This is a genomic window from Streptomyces sp. LBL (assembly GCF_029893585.1).
In the GTDB taxonomy this organism is placed as follows: Bacteria; Actinomycetota; Actinomycetes; order Streptomycetales; family Streptomycetaceae; genus Streptomyces.
On the sequence record NZ_JARXYX010000037.1, the window covers coordinates 55,536 to 75,545 of the forward strand.

A 20,010-nucleotide genomic window follows, 5' to 3' on the forward strand; every position below is an offset into this window, starting at 1 on the left:
GATACGCATGCCGCGCCTCACCTTTCCCATTTTCCAAAGGAACGTCAAGGCCGTTGCGCGCGCAATGTCCACCTGCGGGATCTATGCCGGATATTGAAGCCTGTGAGTGTGATGTAAAACCCCGACATCAGGCGCGGAACCGGGCACGCGAAGGGCAGACGAAAGGCAACTGTCGCCGGTCGGGCGACAGTTGCCTTGTCGACAAAGCGCTGTGCACGCCTCCTGTTACTTCTCCCCCTGCTTGCGCCAGCGAATCCCGGCCTCGAGGAATCCGTCGATCTCGCCGTTGAACACGGCCTCCGGGTTGCCGACTTCGAAGTCGGTGCGCAGGTCCTTGACCATCTGGTACGGGTGCACAACGTACGAACGCATCTGGTTGCCCCAGGAGTTGCCGCCATCGCCCTTGAGCGCGTCCATCTTGGCCTGCTCCTCCTGGCGGCGCCGATCGAGGAGCTTGGCCTGGAGGACGTTCATCGCGCTCGCCTTGTTCTGGATCTGCGACCGCTCGTTCTGGCAGGAGACGACGATGCCGGTGGGGAGGTGGGTCAGACGCACCGCGGAGTCGGTGGTGTTGACGCCCTGGCCGCCGGGTCCGGACGAGCGGTACACGTCCACGCGCAGCTCGGACTCGTCGATCTCGATGTGGTCGGTCTGCTCGACCACGGGGAGGATCTCGACGCCCGCGAAGGAGGTCTGCCGGCGCCCCTGGTTGTCGAAGGGCGAGATACGCACGAGGCGGTGCGTGCCCTGCTCCACGGAGAGCGTCCCGTAGGCGTACGGCACCTGCACGGCGAAGGTGGTCGACTTGATGCCGGCCTCTTCGGCGTACGACGTCTCGTAGACCTCGGTCTTGTAGCCGTGCCGCTCCGCCCAGCGCAGGTACATGCGCTGGAGCTTCTCGGCGAAGTCGGCGGCGTCGACGCCACCGGCCTCGGCGCGGATGTTCACGAGGGCCTCGCGGGAGTCATACTCCCCGCTGAGCAGCGTCCGGACCTCCATCTCGTCCAGCGCCTTCTTGACGGCGATGAGCTCGGAGTCGGCCTCGGCACGGGTGTCCGGGTCGTCCTCCTCCTCGGCCATCTCGAACAGCACGGCGAGATCGTCGATCCGCCCGCGCAGCGCCTCCGTCTTCCTGACCTCGGCCTGGAGGTGGGAGAGCTTGCTGGTGATCTTCTGCGCCTCGTCCGGGTTGTCCCACAGGGACGGCGCGGCCGCCTGCTCCTCGAGCACGGCGATGTCTGCCCTCAGTTTGTCGAGGTCCAGAACGGCCTCGATCGACTCCATGGTCGAGGAGAGGGACTTGAGCTCTTCGGATACATCGACGACTGACACGCCTCCCAGCCTAACGTCTACACCCAGCAGGGGGCGCCGGTGCGGTCGAGGGGGATGGGTCCGGGGGCCGGAGCCCCTGGTACCTCAGGGGGACGCCGGGGACGAGTTGCGGCCGTCCTGGGGGGCGCCGGGGTCGCCGTCCGAAGTCGCCGCCCAGGTTCCGACACCGGCCGCCGCGACCAGGACCAGCGCGGCGGCGCCCAGCACCAGGCGTCGGCGCCGTGTGGTCGCCCGGTGCCGCGCGGAGCCCGGTCGGGCCGCGCCCGCCGCACGCGGTGCCCGGGCGGTGCCCCGCGCACCCCCGGCCAGCTCGTCCGGCGCCGGCACCCTCATCGACGTATGCGTGTCCCGGTTGGAGTCGGCCGGCTTCGCACCCGGTACCAGCGGCACGGCGCCCCGCCGTACCCGCGCCGAGGACACCGGTTCCTCGGGGGTGGCCTCGCGGGGCTCCTCCTCCGGTTCCGTGTCCGGCTCGTCCACGTCCAGGGGAGGCATCCCGGCCAGCATCGGCAGCAGCTCCCGCAGTCGGCCCCCCAGCTCGGAGGCCCGCAGCCGCGAGGCCGGTGCCTTGGCCAGGCACTGCACCATCAGCTGCCAGAGCTCGTCCGGGATGCCGGGCAGCGGGACGACCGTCTCGGTGACATGGCGGCGCAGTACCGCGCCCGGGTGGCCCCCGCCGAACGGTGTGAAGCCCGCGAGAAGCTCGTACAGGACGGTCGTGAGCGCGTAGATGTCCACCGAGGCCCGCGGCGGCAGGCCCTCCACGATCTCCGGCGCCAGGTAGTCCGGTGTCCCGATGATCTTCGTCGCCCGGGTCCGCTTCGGCGAATCGATCAGCTTGGCCACCCCGAAGTCGGTCAGCAGCGCCGGATGGGAGCCCCCCGGACCGAGCGGCCCCTGCATGTCGAGCAGCACGTTCTCCGGCTTGACGTCCCGGTGCACGACCCCGGCCGCGTGCGCGGCCGCCAGTGCGTCCGCCACGTCCGCCACGATGGCGACCGCCGCCTCGGGCGAGAGCCGCTTGTCCCGGTCGAGCCGGGTGCGCAGGTCCGTGCCCCGGACCAGGTCCATGACCAGCGCGAGGTCGTTGCCGTCCACCACGAGGTCCCGTACCGAGACCACGTTCGGGTGCTCCAGGCCGAGCAGCGCCGTGCGCTCCTGCACGAAGCGTCCGACGAGCTCCTGGTCGGACGCGAGGTCCTCGCGCAGCAGCTTGACGGCGACGGGCCCGTCCGGTCCCTCACCCAGCCACACCGTGCCGGCGCTGCCCCGCCCGAGGATCTGGTGGGCGGTGTACCGGCTGCCGATCTTCCGTGCCAAGGCTGCTCCTACAGACGCGTGTTGTCGCTAAAACTACGCGCCGGAAGAGCCAACCTTCACCGCGGAGACGGAAATCACCCGCCAGGTGTCGACAAATCCCGAAGCTCACCGCCGGGAGAGTCCTACCGGAGAGTCCTAGTTGGAGGAGCCCCCGCTGAGATCATCGATGAATCCGGTCACCTTGCCGAACCAGTCACCGAGCTGCGCCCAGTAGCCCTTGCCCGTCCCGATCCAGTCCTGGAGCGGGCTGAACTCCCAGACCAGCCAGCTCGCGACGAACAGGATGATGATCGTGAACAGGCAGCCCTTGAGGCAGCCCAGGCCCGGGATCCTCATCCGGTTGGCGCTGCGCTGCCGCGGCTCGCGCGGCTCGCGCGGGGCCCGCCGCGGCTCCTGCCGCTCCGGCGGCGGCGCGTACCGCTGCGGCTGCGGCTGCTGCCGGGGCTGCTGCTGCGGGGCGTACTGCTGGGGCTGCTGCTGCGGCTGGCCGTAGCCGGGTTGCGCGGGCTGCCCGTAGCCGGCCTGCGGAGGCCGCTGCTGAGGCTGCTGCTGGGGCTGTTGCTGAGGGGGCCGCTGCTGCGGCCGGGCGACCTGCCGCTGGGGGCGGCGGCGCAGCGGGTCCTCGTTCGGATCGAGGTACTGGACCTGCGTCTGCTCGTTGCGGTCACGGGCGGCGCGCAGCTGGTTCTGCCAGGGGTGCGGATCCTCGGGTCCACCGGACTGCCCGGGCTGCCCTGGCTGCTGCCCCGGCTGCCCCGGCGGCAACGGCGGCATGACGGCGGTCGGGTCCGCCGCGCCCCGGTTGGGGAGGACGGCGGTGGGGTCGGCGGCGCCCACGGGGCCGCCGGTGTGCGGCAGGACGCTGGTCGCGGCGGCGGGGTCGTACGCACCCGCGCCGTGCTGCAGCACCTGCGTCGGGTCGGCGGCGCCGGGCGCCCCCGGGACGGCCGCCGGGGTCGGATCGGGCGCCAGCAGTGCGCCGACGCCCTCGGCCGCGGCGATCTGCGCGGAGTTCGCGTGCACGCCGATGCCCTCGGCGACGGTGCGCAGGCCGCGGGCGAGGCTCTCGGCGCTCGGCCGTTCGTCCGGGTTCTTGCGCAGACAGCGCTCGATGACCGTCCACAGCGGGCCGGGGACCGTGGAGGGGCGGCGCGGTTCGGCGTTCAGGTGCTGGTACAGGACTTCGAGTGCCGTGTCACCGGCGAACGGCGGACGACCGGTGACCAGCTCGTACAGCAGGATGCCGGCACCGTAGATGTCGACGGCGGAGGTCTGCGGGCGACCCTCGGCGGACTCGGGCGCTATGTACGCGGGCGTGCCGACGAACTCGTGGGTGCGGGTCAGTCCGGGCGAGTCGGCCAGTCGGGCGATGCCGAAGTCGGTCAGCAACGGGTGCAGCTGGTCGCCGTACTGCCGGAGCAGGACGTTGGCCGGTTTCAGGTCGCGGTGGACTACGCCGTCCGCGTGACTGGCGGCGAGCGCGTCGGCGATCTGGGCGGTCAGCAGCGCGGCGCCGACGGGGCTGAAGGGGCCGTTCTCGCGCAGGTAGCGGTGCAGGTCCGGGCCCTCGACGAGGTCCATGACCAGGGCGAGCAGATCACCCTCGACCACCAGGTCGCGCACCCGCACGATGTTCGGGTGGGTCAGCCGGAGCAGGACGGAGCGCTCCCGCAGGAACCGCATCACGATGTCGGGGTCGTTCGCGAGTTCCTCCTTGAGGACCTTGATCGCGACGGTCTCCCCGGGCTGGCCCTGCACGGCCGCCTCGGCACCGGCGGCCTCGCGCTGGCGTGCCCGCCAGACGGTCCCGGTGGCACCGCGTCCCAGCGGCTCCTCGAGGAAGTACTTGCTGCCTACCGGCCGCACGTCATGCGCTCCCTGCTGCTTGCCTGTGTCCCGAGCTGCTTGCCTGTGTTCCGACCTACTGTAGTGCCGCCCCGCAGGACGGCAGCCTGTCGTCCGTCTGCGCCTCTTACGTACGGCTTGCCGTAGTTGTTCGAAGGAAAGACGCTCGGCCCGGTCGGCTGGTTGCCGGGTTCGGACGTGACCGATCTCAAGCGGCCCCCGTTGGGGCACCGGTCGGGCACTTTTGCGGGCAGAGCCGACCATTCAAGATCATTTGGTGCCGGGGGGCGGGCGCGTTGTCAGTGACAGGTGCGAGGATGCCTTCCGTACTGGCCGACGTGCTCGTGGTGGTGGGGGAAGTCCGCGGTGGGGGACCGCCGGGGCAGCTTCACCCCTGTCGCGGGCGCCCGCGCGGAAGGGACCGCTGACGGCGATGCAGATCCGGCTGACCGTCGTAGACCCGCAGGGCCCGCCCGATCGGGCGCGGGGCCACGCCGCGAGCTGCGATGTGCTGGTCACGGCACCCGCGGGCACCGCCCTGGCCGCGGTGGCGTCGGCGCTCGCCTCGGCGGTCTCCGCAGGCGACAGCCCGCTCGTGTTGTACGCCGGCGGGGAGCGGCTCGACGCCCAGCGCTGCACCCTGGGCGAGCCCCCGCTGATCGACGGCGCCGTGCTGTCCCTGGGCACCCCGGGCGAGCCGGAGGCCCACCCCGAGCTGGACGACGCCCCGACCCAGCTCCAGGTCATCGCCGGCCCGGACGCGGGCGGGGTCCATCTGCTGCACGGCGGCCAGATCCACCTCGGCCGCTCCGCCGACGCCGACGTCCCGCTCGACGATCCGGACGTTTCCCGGCTGCACTGCGCGGTGACGGTCGCCGCCGACGGCCGGGTCTCGGTCGCCGACCTCAACTCCACGAACGGCACCACGCTGGACGGCACCCGCGTGAGTACCCGCCCGGTCCGCTTCGCCCCGGGCGCCCTGCTGCGGCTCGGTGAGTCGGCCCTGCGGCTGGCTCCGGCCGGCGGCCCGGGGGCCCGGGTGCGGACGGCTCCGGACGGCGAGGGGCACGTGCGCGTGCCGACCGCCGACGGTACGGGGGACGACCCGGCTCCGGGATCCGGGTCCGAGGGCGGCCCCGCCCCCTCCGGCCGGACTCATCACGCGTACGGCTCGGCGGGCCGGAGGGCCTCGACACGCGCCTCGGGCGCCCAGGGCAACGGCCCCGTCGAACCACCGCCGGTCGCACCCGACGAGGGCGGGGCCCCGCACATCGGGGCCAGGGGTGCGCGGCCGTACGGCCGGACGAGCGCCGTCCCGCGGGACGGCTCCGGCGCGGGGCCCGGCGACAGCGGCGCGACCCACGCCGGGCGGTTCGGGGTGGGTGGCGTGGACGGCACCTCGGTACCCGGAGACCTCGGACAGACCCGCGGCGGTGCGTCCGGGGCCGACCACCCGCCCCGGGGTGTCTCCGGAGACTTCGGACAGCCCCCTGTGGAGTCGCCGCCCGGGGCGGATCCCTACGGCATCCGCGCGGGCCACGACCACGGAACCACCCGGGGACACGGGCGGGAACACGACCAGGGACACGGCCGGGACGACGGGTACAGCACGACGGACGACGGGTACAGCACGACGGACGACGGCACGGACCCCGCGGCCGCCGCCGAAGCCGGCCGCCGCAAGGGAACCCCTCTCCGGGGCACCGACGTCCCGCAGGGCCTGCGCAGACGCGGCGGCCTCTCGGCCTGGGCGCGTCGGCTGACCGGAGGACGCGGCGACCAGGACCCGACCGCGCGCGGGGTGTACGACGACGACGCCGAGGACACCGCCTCTCCCCCGGCGGAGCCCGAGCTCCTCGCCCCGCACTCCCAGGCCCCCGAGACCTGGCCGGACCCGGCGGCCCTGCTGCTCACCGCCCTGGGCCCCGGACCGCGCCTGTGGGAGCGCGGCCCCGGCCACCCGGAGGCGCTCACGGTCCGGTTGGGCACGGCGGACCGGGCGGCGCCCGACGGCTCGGGGCTGCTGCCCCTGGTGCCGGTGACCACCGATCTGCGCGAGGTCGGGGCGCTCGGGCTGGCGGGTCCGCGCGCGCGGCTCGCGGGGCTGGCCCGCGCGGTCGTCGCCCAGCTCGCCGCGCTGCACTCCCCCGAGACCCTCGAAATCGTCCTGATCAGCACGGACCGCTCCCGCCCCGTACAGGAGCGCACCGCCGAGTGGTCCTGGCTGGGCTGGCTCCCCCATACCCGCCCGGGACACGGCCAGGACTGCCGCCTCCTCCTCGCCTACGACCGCGAACAGGCCACCGCCCGCACCGACGAACTCCTCCGCCGCCTGGAGGACCACCTGGCGGAGGCGGGGTCCGGAACGCGGACGGCGCTCACCGCCGGCGCGGCCTCGGGGGCGGGCAGGCGCCCGTCCTGGGCCCGGGACGACGCCGGGGCGGACGCGAACGGCGAGGCGGGCGGCTTCCCCGGCCCGTACACCGTGGTCGTCGTGGACGGCGATCCCGGCGGCGCCGCCGTGCGGGAAGCGGTGGCTCGGCTGGCGCTCGAAGGCCCCCGGGCCGGGATCCACGTCGTGTGCCTCGCCGAGACGGCACCCGCGTCGCCCGCGTCCCCGGTGACGGAGACGTACGGGGCGGCCTGCGCGGCGGCCCCGGCGTTCCGGGACTGCGGTGCCGTCGCCCTGCTGAGCGGGGATGTGGCCACGGCCCTGCGGCTGATGCGGGTGGCGCGGACGGGGACGGAGCCTGCCGGCGCCGGGCGTGACACGTCCCGGACGGGCGCGGGACCGGACCGCTCTCGGACAGGAACGCCGGCAGACGCACCCGCCGCCCACGCCGACACCGGTCCCGGCCTCGCGGGACACGGTCCCGGCCCCACGGGACACGGTCCCGGCCCCACGGGACACGGCCCGGGCCTCGCAGGACACGACCCCGCGGTCGTCGGCGCCCCGGGAACCCACCCCCCGACACACGGCCCCATACCCCCCGGCACCGTCGCCGCCGTGGACGCCGTCTCGCTCGCCTGGGCCGAGCGGTTCGCGCGGGCGTTGGCGCCGTTGCGGGCGGAGGGCACCGCCGGTGGGCGGCACCCGAGAGTGTCGGCCCCGCTGCCCCGGACGGCCCGGCTGCTGGACGAGTTGGGGCTGGCCCGGGCCACCCCGGCGTCCCTGATGACGCGGTGGGCGGACGCGGCCGACGACACGGAGTCGCTCGGCGGACGGGCCTGGGCGGTGCTCGGTGCCGGACCACGCGGCCCGATCTGCGCGGACCTCGCGGCCGAGGGCCCGCACCTGCTGATCGAGGGACCGCCGGGCAGCGGACGTACGGAGCTGCTGCGGGCGGTGGTCGCCTCTCTCGCCGCCGCCGAGCGCCCCGACCGGCTGAGCATGGTCCTCATCGACGGCCGGGACAGCGTGGGCACGGACGGCGGCGGCCACGGCGAAGGCCTGCGGGTCTGTACGGACGTACCGCATGTCACCACCCATCTGACCGCCAACGACCCCGTGCGCATGCGGGAGTTCGCGCAGTCCCTGAGCGCCGAGCTGAAGCGGCGCGCGGAGTTGCTCGGTCGGTCCGGCTTCGCCGAGTGGCACACCGGCCGCGAGTTGTCGGGCCGCCTGATAACTCAGCGCACCCCGACGGCCCGCGGCACGACCGCGGCCGGGACGGACACGAAGGCCGCACCCGGGACCTGCGCCAAGAACGGCACCGCCACAAACCCCGACCCGGCCCCCAACCGCAACCCCACCTCCGCCTCCGCCTCCGCCTCCGACGATCACAACGGTGACCTCGACAGCGTGCCCAATCCCACCCTGCGGCTGCGCCCGGCGGCCGCTCGTCGTCGGCCGGAGGTGGCCCCGCCCCTGCCTCGGCTCGTGGTCGTCGTCGACGACCTGGACCTGCTGGTCTCCCCGGCGCTGGGGTCGCGGGGCAGGCCCGCGGCCGGGTCGGTGATACGCGCGCTGGAGGCGGTGGCCCGGGAGGGCGAACGGCTCGGCGTGCACCTGGTGTCCGCGGCCGGCGTCGACGGTCGTACGGCCCAGTCCGAGCCGGCGAGAAGGGCCACCCTGCACGTCACCCTCGACGCCCCGGCCTCCGGCCCGGACGAACCGGCACCCGGGCGTGGCCGCCTGACCTGGTCCGACGGACGGACGACCGTCTTCCAGGCCGGCCGGGTCACGGGCCGTATCCCCCGCACGGCGACCCTGCGCCCCACGGTCGCCCTCCTGGAGTGGGAACGCATGGGAGACCCCCCGGCCCGCCGCCCCGTCCGCGAACTGGGCAACGGTCCGACGGACCTGGCCCTCCTGGCCAGTGCCCTGGAGCGAGCGGCAAGAGAAGTCTCGGCAACGGCGGTTCCGTCGCTCCTGTGACCGATCTGCCGAAGCGCCGTCGCCCCGGCTGCCGTAGCCGCCGTCCCGGAGCGGCGGTTGGACCGGCACCGAACTGCTGTCGCGCCGTCACCGAGCTGCCGTAGCCGCCGAGGCCGCCGTAACCAAGCTGCTGTTACGCCGTCACCGCACCGCCGTAGCCGCCTAACCAAGCTGCTGTTACGCCGTCACCGCACCGCCGTAGCCCCCGCTACCCGAGCGGCCGTCAATTCTGACTCGGACAAGCTCAATTGGGCCCGTCCGGCAGAGGAGGACGAGGCGTTCAGGCCGATTGCGGGTGCCTCCGGGAGCCGGCGGCCCCCCGGTTGACACGAGCCGCACCCACCCCGCACCTGGTCACGACGGCATTACGATCTTCCGCTGGACACCGGATGCCATCTTGCCGCCTCCAACTCCCGGGCGTAGACCAGACCGCACGGGACAGCGCTCGAACGTTCGACGAGGCACCAAGAACGGGGCAGTGATGCACAGCAGGAGAATCACCATCCGGGCACATCGGAGCAGGGCCGCGAAAACCGCAGCCACAGTCGTCGCGGGAGCCCTCGCGCTCACGCTCACCGGCTGCGGAGGCGGCGACGACGGCGACAAGGGCGACGGAAAATCGGGCGGCGGCGCCACCGAGAGCGGCAGCTCCCTCCAGCTCCCCAAGCTCGACGGCCAGACCCTGGAGGTCGCAGCCGTCTGGACCGGACCCGAGCAGGAGAACTTCACCAAGGTCCTGAAGGAGTTCGAGAAGCGCACCGGCGCCAAGGTCGACTTCGTACCGACCGGCAACAACACCTCCACGTTCCTCGGTACCAAGATCCAAGGCGGTCAGCCGCCGGACGTGGCGTTCCTGCCGCAGGTCGGCGTGCTGCACCAGTTCGCGCAGAAGGGCTGGATCAAGCCCCTCGGCGCCGAGGCACAGGCCCAGCTGGACAAGAACTTCTCCAAGGGCTGGAAGGACCTGGGGGCCTACCAGGGCAAGCAGTACGGCATCTACGCGAAGGCCGCGAACAAGTCTCTGGTCTGGTACAACACGGCCGCCTTCGAGGCCGCGGGGATCACGGACCCGCCGAAGACGTGGAAGGACTTCATGTCCACCGCGCAGACGCTGTCCGACGCCGGCTCCCCGGCCGTCTCCATCGGCGGCGCGGACGGCTGGACGCTGACGGACTGGTTCGAGAACGTCTACCTCTCCCAGGCCGGCCCGGAGAAGTACGACCAGTTGGCCAAGCACGAGATCAAGTGGACGGACCCGTCCGTCAAGCAGGCGCTCACGACGCTCGCCGAGCTGTGGGGCAAGGACACCCTGATCGCGGGCGGCCGCAAGGGCGCGCTGGCGACGGAGTTCCCGAAGTCGGTCGTCCAGGCCTTCTCCGGTGACACTCCGGCCGCGATGGTCTTCGAGGGCGACTTCGTCGCCGCGAACATCAACGCCGACACCAAGGCGAAGATGGGCACGGACGCCAAGGTCTTCCCGTTCCCGGCGGTCGGCGCCGACTCCCCGGTGGTCAGCGGCGGTGACGTGGCCGTGGCCCTGAAGGACGGCAAGGGCCCCCAGGCGCTGCTGACGTTCCTGGGCTCGACCGACGCGGCCGAGATCTGGGCGGCGCAGGGCGGCATCCTCTCCCCGAACAAGGAGATGGACCCGAACACGTACAAGGACGACGTGACCCGGGGCATCGCCAAGGCGCTGATCGACGCGGGCGACAACTTCCGTTTCGACATGTCCGACCAGGCACCGGCGGCGTTCGGCGGCACCCAGGGCATCGGCGAGTGGAAGGACCTGCAGGACTTCCTGAAGAATCCGGGGGACGTGGCCGGCGCCCAGCAGAAGCTGGAGGCCGACGCGGCCAAGGCCTACAAGAACGGCTGACGGTTCATGTCGTCCGCCGTGGCGAAGACGGCGGAGGGCGCCGGCGCGATGCCGACGCCCTCCGCCGCACCGCGTAAGAGCGTGACGAGGAGCCGGTGGTGGGTGGCGCTGCTGTTCCTGCTGCCCGCCCTGGTCCTCCTCGGCGCGCTCGTGGTCTACCCGATCGGGTACTCGATCTGGCGCAGCCTCTACGACGCCGACGGTTCCGGGTTCGTCGGCCTGGACAACTACGTCGACATCTTCACCACCGACTCGACACTCACCGCGGTCCGCAACACCGCGATCTGGGTCGCGGTCGCCCCGGCCCTGGTCACCGCGTTGGGGCTGATCTTCGCGGTGCTGACCGAACGGGTGCGCTGGGGAACGGCGTTCAAACTGGTCGTCTTCATGCCGATGGCGATCTCCATGCTGGCCGCGGGCATCATCTTCCGGCTGGTGTACGAGCAGGACCCGGGACAGGGCGCGGCGAACGCGGTCGCGAAGTCGATCCACGACACGTTCGTGTCGTCGTCGGTCTATCCGAAGGCCCGTCCGAACGTCGCGGCGAGCGACCTGAAGCCGTCCGGTGGCGGGTCGTTCACCACGACCGGCGCGGTGAAGGCGGGCACCCCGGCTCTGCTGCCTCTCGTGGGCATCGCTCCGAACAAGCTCCCGGGCAGCCCCGAGAACGCCAGGGCAGCGAGCGGCTCCGGTGTCACCGGCACCGTCTGGCTGGACTTCAAGCTGGGCGGCGGCGGGACGAAGGGGCAGGTCGACGCGGGTGAGAAGGCGCTGAAGGCCGTCACGGTGGAGGCGGTGAAGGACGGCAAGGTGGTCGCCTCCGCCAAGACCGGCGCCGACGGCACCTTCCGCCTCCCCCAGGACGCCGACGGCGCCCGACTCCGGCTGCCGGGCTCCAACTTCGCGGCGCCGTACAACGGCATCGACTGGCTGGGCCCGACGCTGGTCACCCCGTCCATCATCGCCAGCTACGTGTGGATGTGGGCGGGCTTCTCGATGGTGCTGATCGCGGCCGGGCTCGCGGGCGTGGACCGCAATCTGCTGGAGGCGGCCCGGGTGGACGGCGCCAACGAGTGGCAGGTGTTCCGCCGGATCACCGTGCCCATGCTGGCGCCGGTCCTGGTCGTCGTCCTCGTCACACTGATGATCAACGTGATGAAGGTGTTCGACCTCGTGTACATCATCGCCCCGCAGCCCAGCCAGGACGATGCCAACGTGCTGGCACTGCAGTTGTTCCTGTCGTCGTTCGGCGGGGGCGGCAACTACGGCGTGGGCAGCGCGATCGGTGTGATCCTGCTGCTGCTCGTCCTTCCGGTGATGTACGTGAACATCCGCCGGTTGCGGAAGGAGCGTCAGCGGTGACCACTCTCGAAACGTCCGTGCGCGCCCGGCGTTCCCTCGCCGCGCGGGTGGCGAGCGGTGCGGCGGGCGGGGTGATGCGGGTCTTTCTGATCCTCGTCGCCGTGTTCTGGCTGGTGCCGACGTTCGGCCTGCTGGTGTCGTCGTTGCGCGAGCCGACCGACATCGCCTCCTCGGGCTGGTGGAAGGTGTTCACCGCGCCCGGCCAGCTGACCGCCAAGAGCTACCAGACGCTGCTGGAGAACGACGCGATCACCAGCTCGCTGTTCAACACCATCTGGATCACCGTGCCGGCGACGCTGCTGGTGGTGCTGATCGGCGCGATGGGCGGATACGCCTTCGCGTGGATGGACTTCAAGGGCCGCGACTGGTGGTTCCTGGTGGTCGTAGCGCTGCTCGTGGTCCCGGTGCAGGTGGCGCTGATCCCGTTGTCGGATCTGTTCGGCAAGATCGGAATCTTCGGCGACATCATCGGCGTGGTGCTCTTCCACGTCGGCTTCGGACTGCCGTTCGCCATCTTCCTGTTGCGTAACTTCTTCGCGGAGATCCCCCGGGAGCTCCTGGAGGCGGCGCGGCTGGACGGCGCGGGCGAGATCAGGCTCTTCGCCACGGTGGTGATGCCGCTCGCGGCCCCCGCCCTGGCGTCCCTGGGGATCTTCCAGTTCCTGTGGGTGTGGAACGACATGCTGGTGGCGCTGGTGTTCTCCAATGCGGAGTCGCAGCCGCTGACGGTGGCGCTGCAGCAGCAGGTACGGCAGTTCGGCAGCAACATCGAGATCCTGGCGCCCGGCGCGTTCATCTCGATGGTGATCCCGCTGGCCGTGTTCTTCGCGTTCCAGCGGCAGTTCGTGTCCGGCGTGATGGCAGGCGCGGTCAAGTAGCCCGCACGGCAAGCGAATTCGGAAGGAGGCGGGCCGTCACCGGCCCGCCTTCGGACGGTCACGGATGTTGACGGACGTTACCGGACATTGCCGGACGGTCGCTGACGTTGCCGTACGGTCACGGGCGGTGCCGTACATTCACGGACGTTGTCGCATGTCCACTGGCAGTCCCCCGTATGCAGCACACACCGTAACCGGGTCATTCCATCGGCTGTTTCCGGGCAGAACGCCCGCGCTCGCGTCGACCCATGGATGTGCCGTGCCCCGGTTCAGTGTCATTGCCCCCGCGTACCGGGTTAAGGCGCACCTGCACGAGTGTCTGGCATCGGCGCTCCGTCGCATCGCCCGCGCCTGCTGCCGCCGTCGCCGCACCCCGGGCCACCCCGTCCCCGCCCGTACCCGCCTCCGGCACACCCTCGTCCACCTGGGGCTGCACCGCACGTTCCGCGCACTCCAGTGGTCGTCCACCGCGCACCGCCGGGGCGTCAAGGCGACCGTCCGTCTCCTGAAAGCCCTGCCTACCACCGCCCTCCGTCTGCACTACCGCGTCCAGTCGCGCCAGCGCACCGACCGCGCGGCCTGCGTGGACTTCCTCACCGTGCAGGCGGGGGCGGTCGTCCAGCGCACACTGGATCCGGTCGGCTTCGCGCAGCCGCCGCGCTGGCCGGAGTACGCGTGGGCCGCGCGGCACATCGGGTCCGGCGAGGTCGTGATCGCCGACGGCTACCACGCCGTCCACGCGATCGCGGGCTACGGCCCGAACCTCGCCGCGCCCGCCTGGCCGGACCCGGCGCTGGACGAGCGGGAGCGGCTGCGGCGGCTCACCGACGTCCGCGCCTACCTCGCCCCGACGTCGACCCGCGCCGAACGCACGGCCGTCGTCCGCCGCTATCACGTGCGCTGGCTGCTGCTCACGCGCTGGCACCCGATGCCCGAGGAGGCGGTGGTGGTCGCGTGGAGCGCGCGGACGGGTGAGGTGCCGGCACGGGTCGGGCGAGGCCTTCCCGGGATTACTCGATGACGAGGTCGACCTCGATGTTGCCGCGGGTGGCGTTGGAGTAGGGGCAGACCTGGTGGGCCTGCTCGACCAGCTTGCGGCCGGTGGCCTCGTCCACGGTGTCGGGCAACTCGACGCGGAGGGCGACCTTGAGGCCGAAGCCCTCACCCTGCTTGCCTATGCCGACCTCGGCGGTCACGGCGGCGTCGCTCACGTCGATCTTGGCCTGACGGCCGACGGCGCCGAGGGCGCTGCCGAAGCAGGCGGCGTAACCGGCGGCGAACAGCTGCTCCGGGTTGGTGCCCTGACCGTTGCCCCCCATCTCCACCGGGATGCCCAGCGCGAGGTCCAGGGTGCCGTCGGAGGAGACGGCACGGCCGTCCCTGCCGTGGGTGGCGGTGGCGACAGCGGTGTAGAGCGCGTCCATGGAAACCATCCCTCTCGAGTTCACGTTGCGGCGGCCTGCTCCGACCGCCTCACGAAGACAAGTAGAGCACACAATTCAATTGTGCACAACTAAATGGCCCGCAAGGGCTATCCTGGACACATGAAAGGCCTGACCTCGACCTCGACGACTCCATCCGGCACCGCCACCGACGCCGCTACCGACGCCGCCGTCGCCGTCCCTCCTGAAGAGAACTGGCTGCGGCTGGACCGCCAGATCTGCTTCTCCCTGCACGCCGCCTCCCGCGCCTTCAACGGTGTCTACCGCGTGATCCTCAAGGACCTCGGTCTCACCTACCCGCAGTACCTGGTGATGCTGGTGCTCTGGGAGCAGGGAGAGCTGCCGGTCAAGAAGCTCGGCGAACACCTGCGGCTCGATTCCGGCACGCTCTCTCCGCTGCTCAAGCGGCTGGAGGCGGCCGGTCTGGTACGGCGTGAGCGCAGCGTCCGTGACGAGCGCTCGGTGGACGTACGGCTGACCGAGGAGGGCGTGGCGCTGCGCTCGCGTGCGGTCGAGGTGCCGCGCCGGATCGGCGGCGCGACCGGCGTCGACCTCGACGAACTCCGCGACCTGCGCGAGCGTCTCGACCACCTCACGTCGATGCTGGACTCGGCGGCGCTGGAGGAGACGCCGGCGTGCGAGTAGGTGGGGGCGCGGGCAGGTGAAGGCGTACGGGCAGGTGAAGGGGCGGTGGCTCAAGGTCGGCGGACGTAGAGGCGGAGGGTCACCCCACCCTGCACGGTGTACGTCCGGGACTTCTCGGGCACGAAGCGCTCCCGCAGCACGGCGAGCTTGACACGCTCGGCCGGATCGCGCGGGGACCAGTGCCCACGCAGGGCGTACGGCTCGGCCACGACCCACACCCGGCCCACCGCCGCCAGCCTGCGCCGCAACGCGTCGGTCCCGATCTCCCGCCCGTACAGCGTCCCCGACCGGGACCCCGACTCCCCCAACGCGATGTCCCAGGCCCCCCGGAACCCCTTCGGATACGCCAACGCCGGCCGCCGCGCGATCAAGGGCAGGAACAACACCGGTTCCCCCGGACGTACTTCCCGGTGGACAAGGGCGGAGACGACCGCGAGATCGTCGGGCCGGCCGGCCGGGGCGCGATCCTGACGGTAGAGCGGGAGGTACTGAACAAAGACGAGCCCGATCACCAGGGCACCGGCGAGGGTGAGGGCACGGGAGACCGACGGACGGCGCCTGACCGCCTGTTCAGTGAGCCGCCCCTCACCGGACCGCAGACGCCGGCCCTCAGCGGACCGCAGACGCCGCCCCTCACCGGACCGCAGAGGCCCGCACCCGTCGTGCCGCACCCCCACACGGTCCCGCACCCGAGTCCCGCACCCCAGCCCTTCCAGTACCGCCGCCACCCGATCCGCCCCCGCCGCCACCAGCAACGGCACCCCCACCAGCGCATACAGCACGTACCGGTCGTCGTACATCGGCTTCATCTGCGACACGGCCATCAGCAGCCCCGGCGGAATCACGACCAACGGCACCGCCACCACCGACACCCGCAGCGCGCTCACCCCCACCACCATCAGCAGCACGCCCACCCAGAACACAACCCCCATGGGCACCACCAAGAACTCCCGTGCCACCCGCGCCACACTCCCCCAGCCCGGCACCGGCAGCCACCCCACCTGCGCCGACTGCGTCGACGAGACCCACGCCAAGGGCAGCAACGCGAGCACCGCGACCCCGGCCGCGCACCCCCAGCGCGCCCACACCCTCTTCGGCACTCCCAGGCCCGCCAAGGCCGCCGCATGCGCCGCGACGACGAGCACCGCCATCTCGTGCAGGAGACACATCGCGGCGAGGAGCCCCCCGTACGATCCCCACCCCGACCACATGCGACGGGCCCGCCCCTCCACCGCGCGCAGCAACAGCAGCGTGGTGCCCGTCACTCCGGCCGTGACCAGGGCGTACGACCGGCCTTCCTGGGCGTAGTGGCCGACGAGCGGTGTGATGGCGTACAGCAGGCCCGCCCACAAGCCCACCCGGGCACGTCCGCCGAGCCGTGTGCCCAGGGCGCCCACCAGCCCGGCCGTCACCGTCGCCCCGCAGACGGAGGGCAGCCGCAGGACGACCTCGCCGGGGTGCGGAACCGCCAGCACGACATGCATGAGCAGGTAGTACAGGCCGTGCACCGCGTCCACTTCGTGCAGCAGCCGCCAGATCTCCGGCACCGACCGCCGTGCGACCTGGAAGGTGACCGCCTCGTCACGCCACATGCCACCCCGGTCGATCCCCCACAGGCCGACCACGAACATAACGACCGCGGGAGCGATCACCGCGGCGATTCGTCCGGCCCTCCCGGACTCCCCGGCCCTCCCGGACTCCCCGCCCCTTCCGGCCTCCCCGACCTGTCCGGACTCCCCGACCTGTCCGGCCCACCCAGCCCGCCCGGCCCACCCAGCCCGCCCGGACTCCCCGACCCTCCCGGCCTCTTCACAGTTCCCGCACTTCTCGGACTTTCCGGACTTCTCGTTCAACACAAGATAATTTTCTGCCGTTATCCACCGCTCGCTCACTATTCGCCCCCCACTGCGAGTCGCTGCCGCGGCACATCAAGTCATCACGCCTGCCGCATCAGGCACCAGCGCCTGCTTCACTGAGGACGGAAACGGGAGCCGATCCGCTCCACCTCAAGGCAACGGATGAGGAGACGGCCGCACATGACCTGGCTGATCACCGGCGGCGCCGGTTACATCGGGGCCCATGTCGTACGCGCGATGACCGGCGCGGGGGAACGGGCGGTGGTGTACGACGATCTGTCCACCGGCATCGCCGACCGCCTCCCCGCGGACGTACCGCTGGTGACCGGCTCGACCCTGGACGCCGAACGTCTGGCGCACACCTTCGCCACGAACGAGGTCACCGGGGTCGTCCATCTGGCGGCGAAGAAGCAGGTGGGCGAGTCGGTGGACCGGCCGCTGGACTACTACCGGGAGAACGTCGAGGGCCTGCGTGTCCTCCTGGAGGCCGTGACCGCGGCGGGCGTGCCGTCCTTCGTGTTCTCGTCCTCCGCGGCGGTGTACGGCATGCCGGACGTGGACCTGGTGACGGAGGAGACACCGTGCGTGCCGATGTCTCCCTACGGTGAGACGAAGCTGGCCGGCGAGTGGCTGGTCAAGGCGACCGGCCGGGCGACAGGCCTGGCCACGGCGTCACTGCGTTACTTCAACGTGGCGGGCGCGGCGAGCCCCGAACTCGCGGACGTGGGCGTCTCCAACCTCATCCCGATGGTCTTCGAGAAGCTGACCGAGAACGCGCCCCCACGCATCTTCGGCGACGACTACGCCACCCCGGACGGCACCTGCGTCCGCGACTACATCCACGTGGTCGACCTGGCGGAGGCCCATGTCGCCGCCGCCCGCGTCCTGCGCTCGTCCCCCGGCCGCGACCTCACCCTCAACATCGGCAGCGGGGAGGGCGTGTCGGTGCGCGAGATGATCGACCGCATCAACGCCCTCACCGGCTACGACCGCCCCCCGGCCGTCGCCCCTCGGCGCCCCGGCGACCCGGCCCGGGTCGTCGCCTCCGCCGACCGCGCCGCCACCGAACTCGCCTGGAAGTCCAAGCACGACATCCAGGACATGATCACCTCCGCCTGGGCGGGCTGGCTCCGCCTCCACCCGGAAGCGGCACGCGACCGGCGGCCCAGCTGAGCAGCGGTGACGGAGGCGGGCCCGCGATATGAGCCCTCCTCTGTGGATCCTCTTCGCAAGAACCAGGTGAACTGGCCCACGGGGTGCGGTTGTTGTCGCGACAGGGCCTCGGCATGATGGATGCCGCACGATGTGAATCGGTCACCGCCCATGGCCTCTCCGCAAGGGGGCCCGACAGGGATCCGTATCGCGATATAGCGTTAGTCTTCCACTCGCGCCGCTGCCTGTGTCGCGCGGCGACCTTCGACAGGACCGGGACGGAAGCATGTCGGGAGAGATTTCACCCACCGGGAAGCACTCTGGTCCTGGCTCGTCGCCCGAGCTTCGAGCCTCTCATGCGGACCGGGACCGGGTGGTGGATGTGCTGCGCATCGCGGCGGGGGACGGCAGGCTGACCGCGGACGAGCTGGACGAGCGCCTGGAAACCGCCCTGTCAGCGCGGACTCTGAGCGAACTGGCCGTGCTCACCGCCGACTTGCCGGCCGTGTCGACCACCACTGACGGCATCACGGCGGGAGTCGTAGAGGTCAAGGACGTCATCCGGATCGAGCAGGTGTTCAGCGGCGCGATCGAGCGGACGGGCCGCTGGGTGCTGCCGCGGCGGCTGGAGCTCGCGGTGACCTGGTGCGACGTGACGCTCGACCTCACCGAGGCTGTCTTCACGCAGGACACCCTGCGGATCGACGTGGCCATGGCGGGGAAAAGCCTGACGCTGGTCACGAGGCCGGGCGTCGAGGTCGATGTCGACGGCCTGACCCTGGTCCACTGCAAGCTCAGACACCATCGCATGGGGACGCCCCCGGACACACCGACCACGCTGCGAGTCGAGCTGGTCGGCCAGAAGGCCCACGGCAAGGTGGTGGTGCGGCCCCCGCGTCGGACGTTCGGTCAGTGGCTGCTGCGCAGATCCGCGCCCCTTTCCGCAGGCGCCTGACTCCATCACCCACGAACGCGAGTGGCCCAAGCCACTCGAACTTCGCTGAGAAACGCTTGGATGCGTTTCCCTCCCCGGCTCGAGCCGGGGATGCCCACGCAAGATCAGGGATGGGACCCATGGTTCTGCGGGGCCCGCCGGCACGAGTCGGCGACGGCGTTCAGAGCGCCTTGATCGCCGCCGCCGTGGCCCGCGCCAGCGACCCCAGATAGCCCTTCGGGAGCTTCGGGCTGCGGATCACCACCGAGCGCCAGTACAGGGGGCCCGAGATCAGGTCGAGGGCCAGGTCCTCGTCCGCGCCCTCACGGACCTCGCCGCGCTGCCGCGCCGCCACGACTATCTTGCTGGCGACGCCCTCCTGACCCTCTCGCAGGGCCTTCTGCACGGCCTCGGCGATGTCCGGATTGCGGGCCGCCTCGGCCTGGAGGTCCGGGATGATCTGCGAGGCGACGGGGTGACGCAGGGCGCGCGAGGTCACCTCGTACAGCAGGCGCAGGTCGCCCTCCAAGGAGCCCGTGTCGGGTGCCGGCAGCCCCTGCACGGCGATCGCCGAGACCACGTCCAGCACCAGGTGCAGCTTGGAGCGCCAGCGGCGGTACACCGCGGTCTTGCCGACGCCCGCGCGGCGCGCGATCCCCTCGATGGACATCCGCGCGTAGCCGACGGCCGCGAGTTCCTCGAAGACGGCCGCCCGGATGGCCTCCGTCACGTCCTCGCGGAGCACGGCGGCTCCCGCGGGGGCCCGGCGGCGCGGACGCGTCTTCGACTCCTCGGCATTGGTCGTCATACGAACCAGCATAGGGCGTTACGACGAAACGGTCCCGTCCCGACGCACCGCGTTACGACGAAACGGTTGCGTTCCGACGTCAGGTCGGCCTACGCTCACGCTGCGACGATACGGGCCCGTCCCGACGTAAGAAAACGTGAAGAGAAGCGTAAGAAAACGCCGGGACAACGGACCCATTGGTC

At 71.7% G+C, this 20,010-nt stretch carries 13 protein-coding genes and 1 pseudogene; 8 read left to right on the top strand and 6 right to left on the bottom strand.

The features are described 5' to 3' along the window. Positions 1-225: 225 nt before the first annotated feature. The 3 genes from prfB to M2271_RS34995 form a co-directional block, all read right to left on the bottom strand. Complete coding sequence (gene prfB, locus M2271_RS34985; RefSeq protein ID WP_280891461.1) at positions 226-1,332, bottom strand: peptide chain release factor 2; 1,107 nt, start codon at positions 1,330-1,332, stop codon at positions 226-228. Positions 1,333-1,416: 84 nt separating this feature from the next. Next, on the bottom strand, positions 1,417-2,652 hold the full coding sequence (locus M2271_RS34990; RefSeq protein WP_280891462.1) for a serine/threonine-protein kinase: 1,236 nt from the start codon (positions 2,650-2,652) through the stop codon (positions 1,417-1,419). 135 nt (positions 2,653-2,787) lie between these two features. Beyond that, complete coding sequence (locus M2271_RS34995; RefSeq protein ID WP_280891463.1) at positions 2,788-4,518, bottom strand: serine/threonine-protein kinase; 1,731 nt, start codon at positions 4,516-4,518, stop codon at positions 2,788-2,790. Between the two features lie 412 nt (positions 4,519-4,930). Here M2271_RS34995 and M2271_RS35000 point away from each other — a divergent pair, with 412 nt between their 5' ends. The 5 genes and pseudogenes from M2271_RS35000 to M2271_RS35020 all read left to right on the top strand — a co-directional run. Beyond that, complete coding sequence (locus M2271_RS35000) at positions 4,931-8,875, top strand: FtsK/SpoIIIE domain-containing protein (protein WP_280891464.1); 3,945 nt, start codon at positions 4,931-4,933, stop codon at positions 8,873-8,875. Between the two features lie 481 nt (positions 8,876-9,356). Further along, on the top strand, positions 9,357-10,751 hold the full coding sequence (locus M2271_RS35005) for an ABC transporter substrate-binding protein (protein WP_280891465.1): 1,395 nt from the start codon (positions 9,357-9,359) through the stop codon (positions 10,749-10,751). A gap of 48 nt (positions 10,752-10,799) precedes the next feature. Continuing rightward, positions 10,800-12,113, top strand: coding sequence for a sugar ABC transporter permease (locus tag M2271_RS35010; RefSeq protein WP_280891494.1), 1,314 nt, complete (start codon positions 10,800-10,802; stop codon positions 12,111-12,113). Further along, positions 12,110-12,991, top strand: a complete 882-nt coding sequence (locus tag M2271_RS35015) for a carbohydrate ABC transporter permease (RefSeq protein ID WP_280891466.1) — start codon at positions 12,110-12,112, stop codon at positions 12,989-12,991. The genes M2271_RS35010 and M2271_RS35015 overlap by 4 nt, the downstream gene beginning before the upstream one ends. A gap of 580 nt (positions 12,992-13,571) precedes the next feature. Then, a pseudogene (locus M2271_RS35020) lies at positions 13,572-14,012 on the top strand (hypothetical protein); the annotation flags it as partial. On the opposite strand, the gene M2271_RS35025 reads toward M2271_RS35020, so the two are convergent. After that, positions 14,002-14,415 (bottom strand): organic hydroperoxide resistance protein, encoded by a 414-nt coding sequence (locus M2271_RS35025; protein ID WP_280891467.1) that lies wholly within the window; start codon positions 14,413-14,415, stop codon positions 14,002-14,004. The pseudogene M2271_RS35020 and the gene M2271_RS35025 overlap by 11 nt on opposite strands. 120 nt (positions 14,416-14,535) lie before the next feature. Between M2271_RS35025 and M2271_RS35030 the strand changes: the two genes are divergently transcribed. Beyond that, positions 14,536-15,078 carry a MarR family transcriptional regulator gene (locus M2271_RS35030; protein WP_280891468.1) on the top strand — a complete coding sequence of 181 codons (543 nt, stop codon included), beginning with the start codon at positions 14,536-14,538 and terminating at the stop codon, positions 15,076-15,078. Between the two features lie 50 nt (positions 15,079-15,128). Here the strand turns inward: M2271_RS35030 and M2271_RS35035 are convergent, their stop codons facing one another. Beyond that, the gene (locus tag M2271_RS35035; protein WP_348539220.1) at positions 15,129-16,730 is read right to left on the bottom strand and encodes a glycosyltransferase family 39 protein; all 1,602 of its coding nucleotides are present in this window, start codon (positions 16,728-16,730) and stop codon (positions 15,129-15,131) included. 384 nt (positions 16,731-17,114) lie between these two features. On the opposite strand from M2271_RS35035, the gene galE reads away from it, so the two are divergent. Together galE and M2271_RS35045 are read left to right on the top strand one after the other, a co-directional pair. Further along, entirely contained in the window at positions 17,115-18,107 is a 993-nt protein-coding gene (galE, locus tag M2271_RS35040; protein ID WP_280891469.1) for a UDP-glucose 4-epimerase GalE, read from the top strand. A 265-nt stretch (positions 18,108-18,372) separates the two neighbouring features. Further along, the gene (locus M2271_RS35045; RefSeq protein ID WP_280891470.1) at positions 18,373-19,041 is read left to right on the top strand and encodes a DUF1707 domain-containing protein; all 669 of its coding nucleotides are present in this window, start codon (positions 18,373-18,375) and stop codon (positions 19,039-19,041) included. Positions 19,042-19,201: 160 nt separating this feature from the next. On the opposite strand, the gene M2271_RS35050 is transcribed toward M2271_RS35045, so the two are convergent. Next, positions 19,202-19,828 carry a TetR/AcrR family transcriptional regulator gene (locus M2271_RS35050; protein WP_280891471.1) on the bottom strand — a complete coding sequence of 209 codons (627 nt, stop codon included), beginning with the start codon at positions 19,826-19,828 and terminating at the stop codon, positions 19,202-19,204. Positions 19,829-20,010: the final 182 nt, after the last annotated feature.

Coding starts and splice junctions, on each gene's coding strand:
- M2271_RS35005 (WP_280891465.1), top strand. CDS start 9,357: ATGCACAGCAGGAGAATCACCATCCGGGCACATCGGAGCAGGGCCGCG.
- M2271_RS35030 (WP_280891468.1), top strand. CDS start 14,536: ATGAAAGGCCTGACCTCGACCTCGACGACTCCATCCGGCACCGCCACC.
- M2271_RS35045 (WP_280891470.1), top strand. CDS start 18,373: ATGTCGGGAGAGATTTCACCCACCGGGAAGCACTCTGGTCCTGGCTCG.
- M2271_RS35010 (WP_280891494.1), top strand. CDS start 10,800: ATGCCGACGCCCTCCGCCGCACCGCGTAAGAGCGTGACGAGGAGCCGG.
- galE (WP_280891469.1), top strand. CDS start 17,115: ATGACCTGGCTGATCACCGGCGGCGCCGGTTACATCGGGGCCCATGTC.
- M2271_RS35025 (WP_280891467.1), bottom strand. CDS start 14,415: ATGGACGCGCTCTACACCGCTGTCGCCACCGCCACCCACGGCAGGGAC.
- M2271_RS35000 (WP_280891464.1), top strand. CDS start 4,931: ATGCAGATCCGGCTGACCGTCGTAGACCCGCAGGGCCCGCCCGATCGG.
- M2271_RS35050 (WP_280891471.1), bottom strand. CDS start 19,828: ATGACGACCAATGCCGAGGAGTCGAAGACGCGTCCGCGCCGCCGGGCC.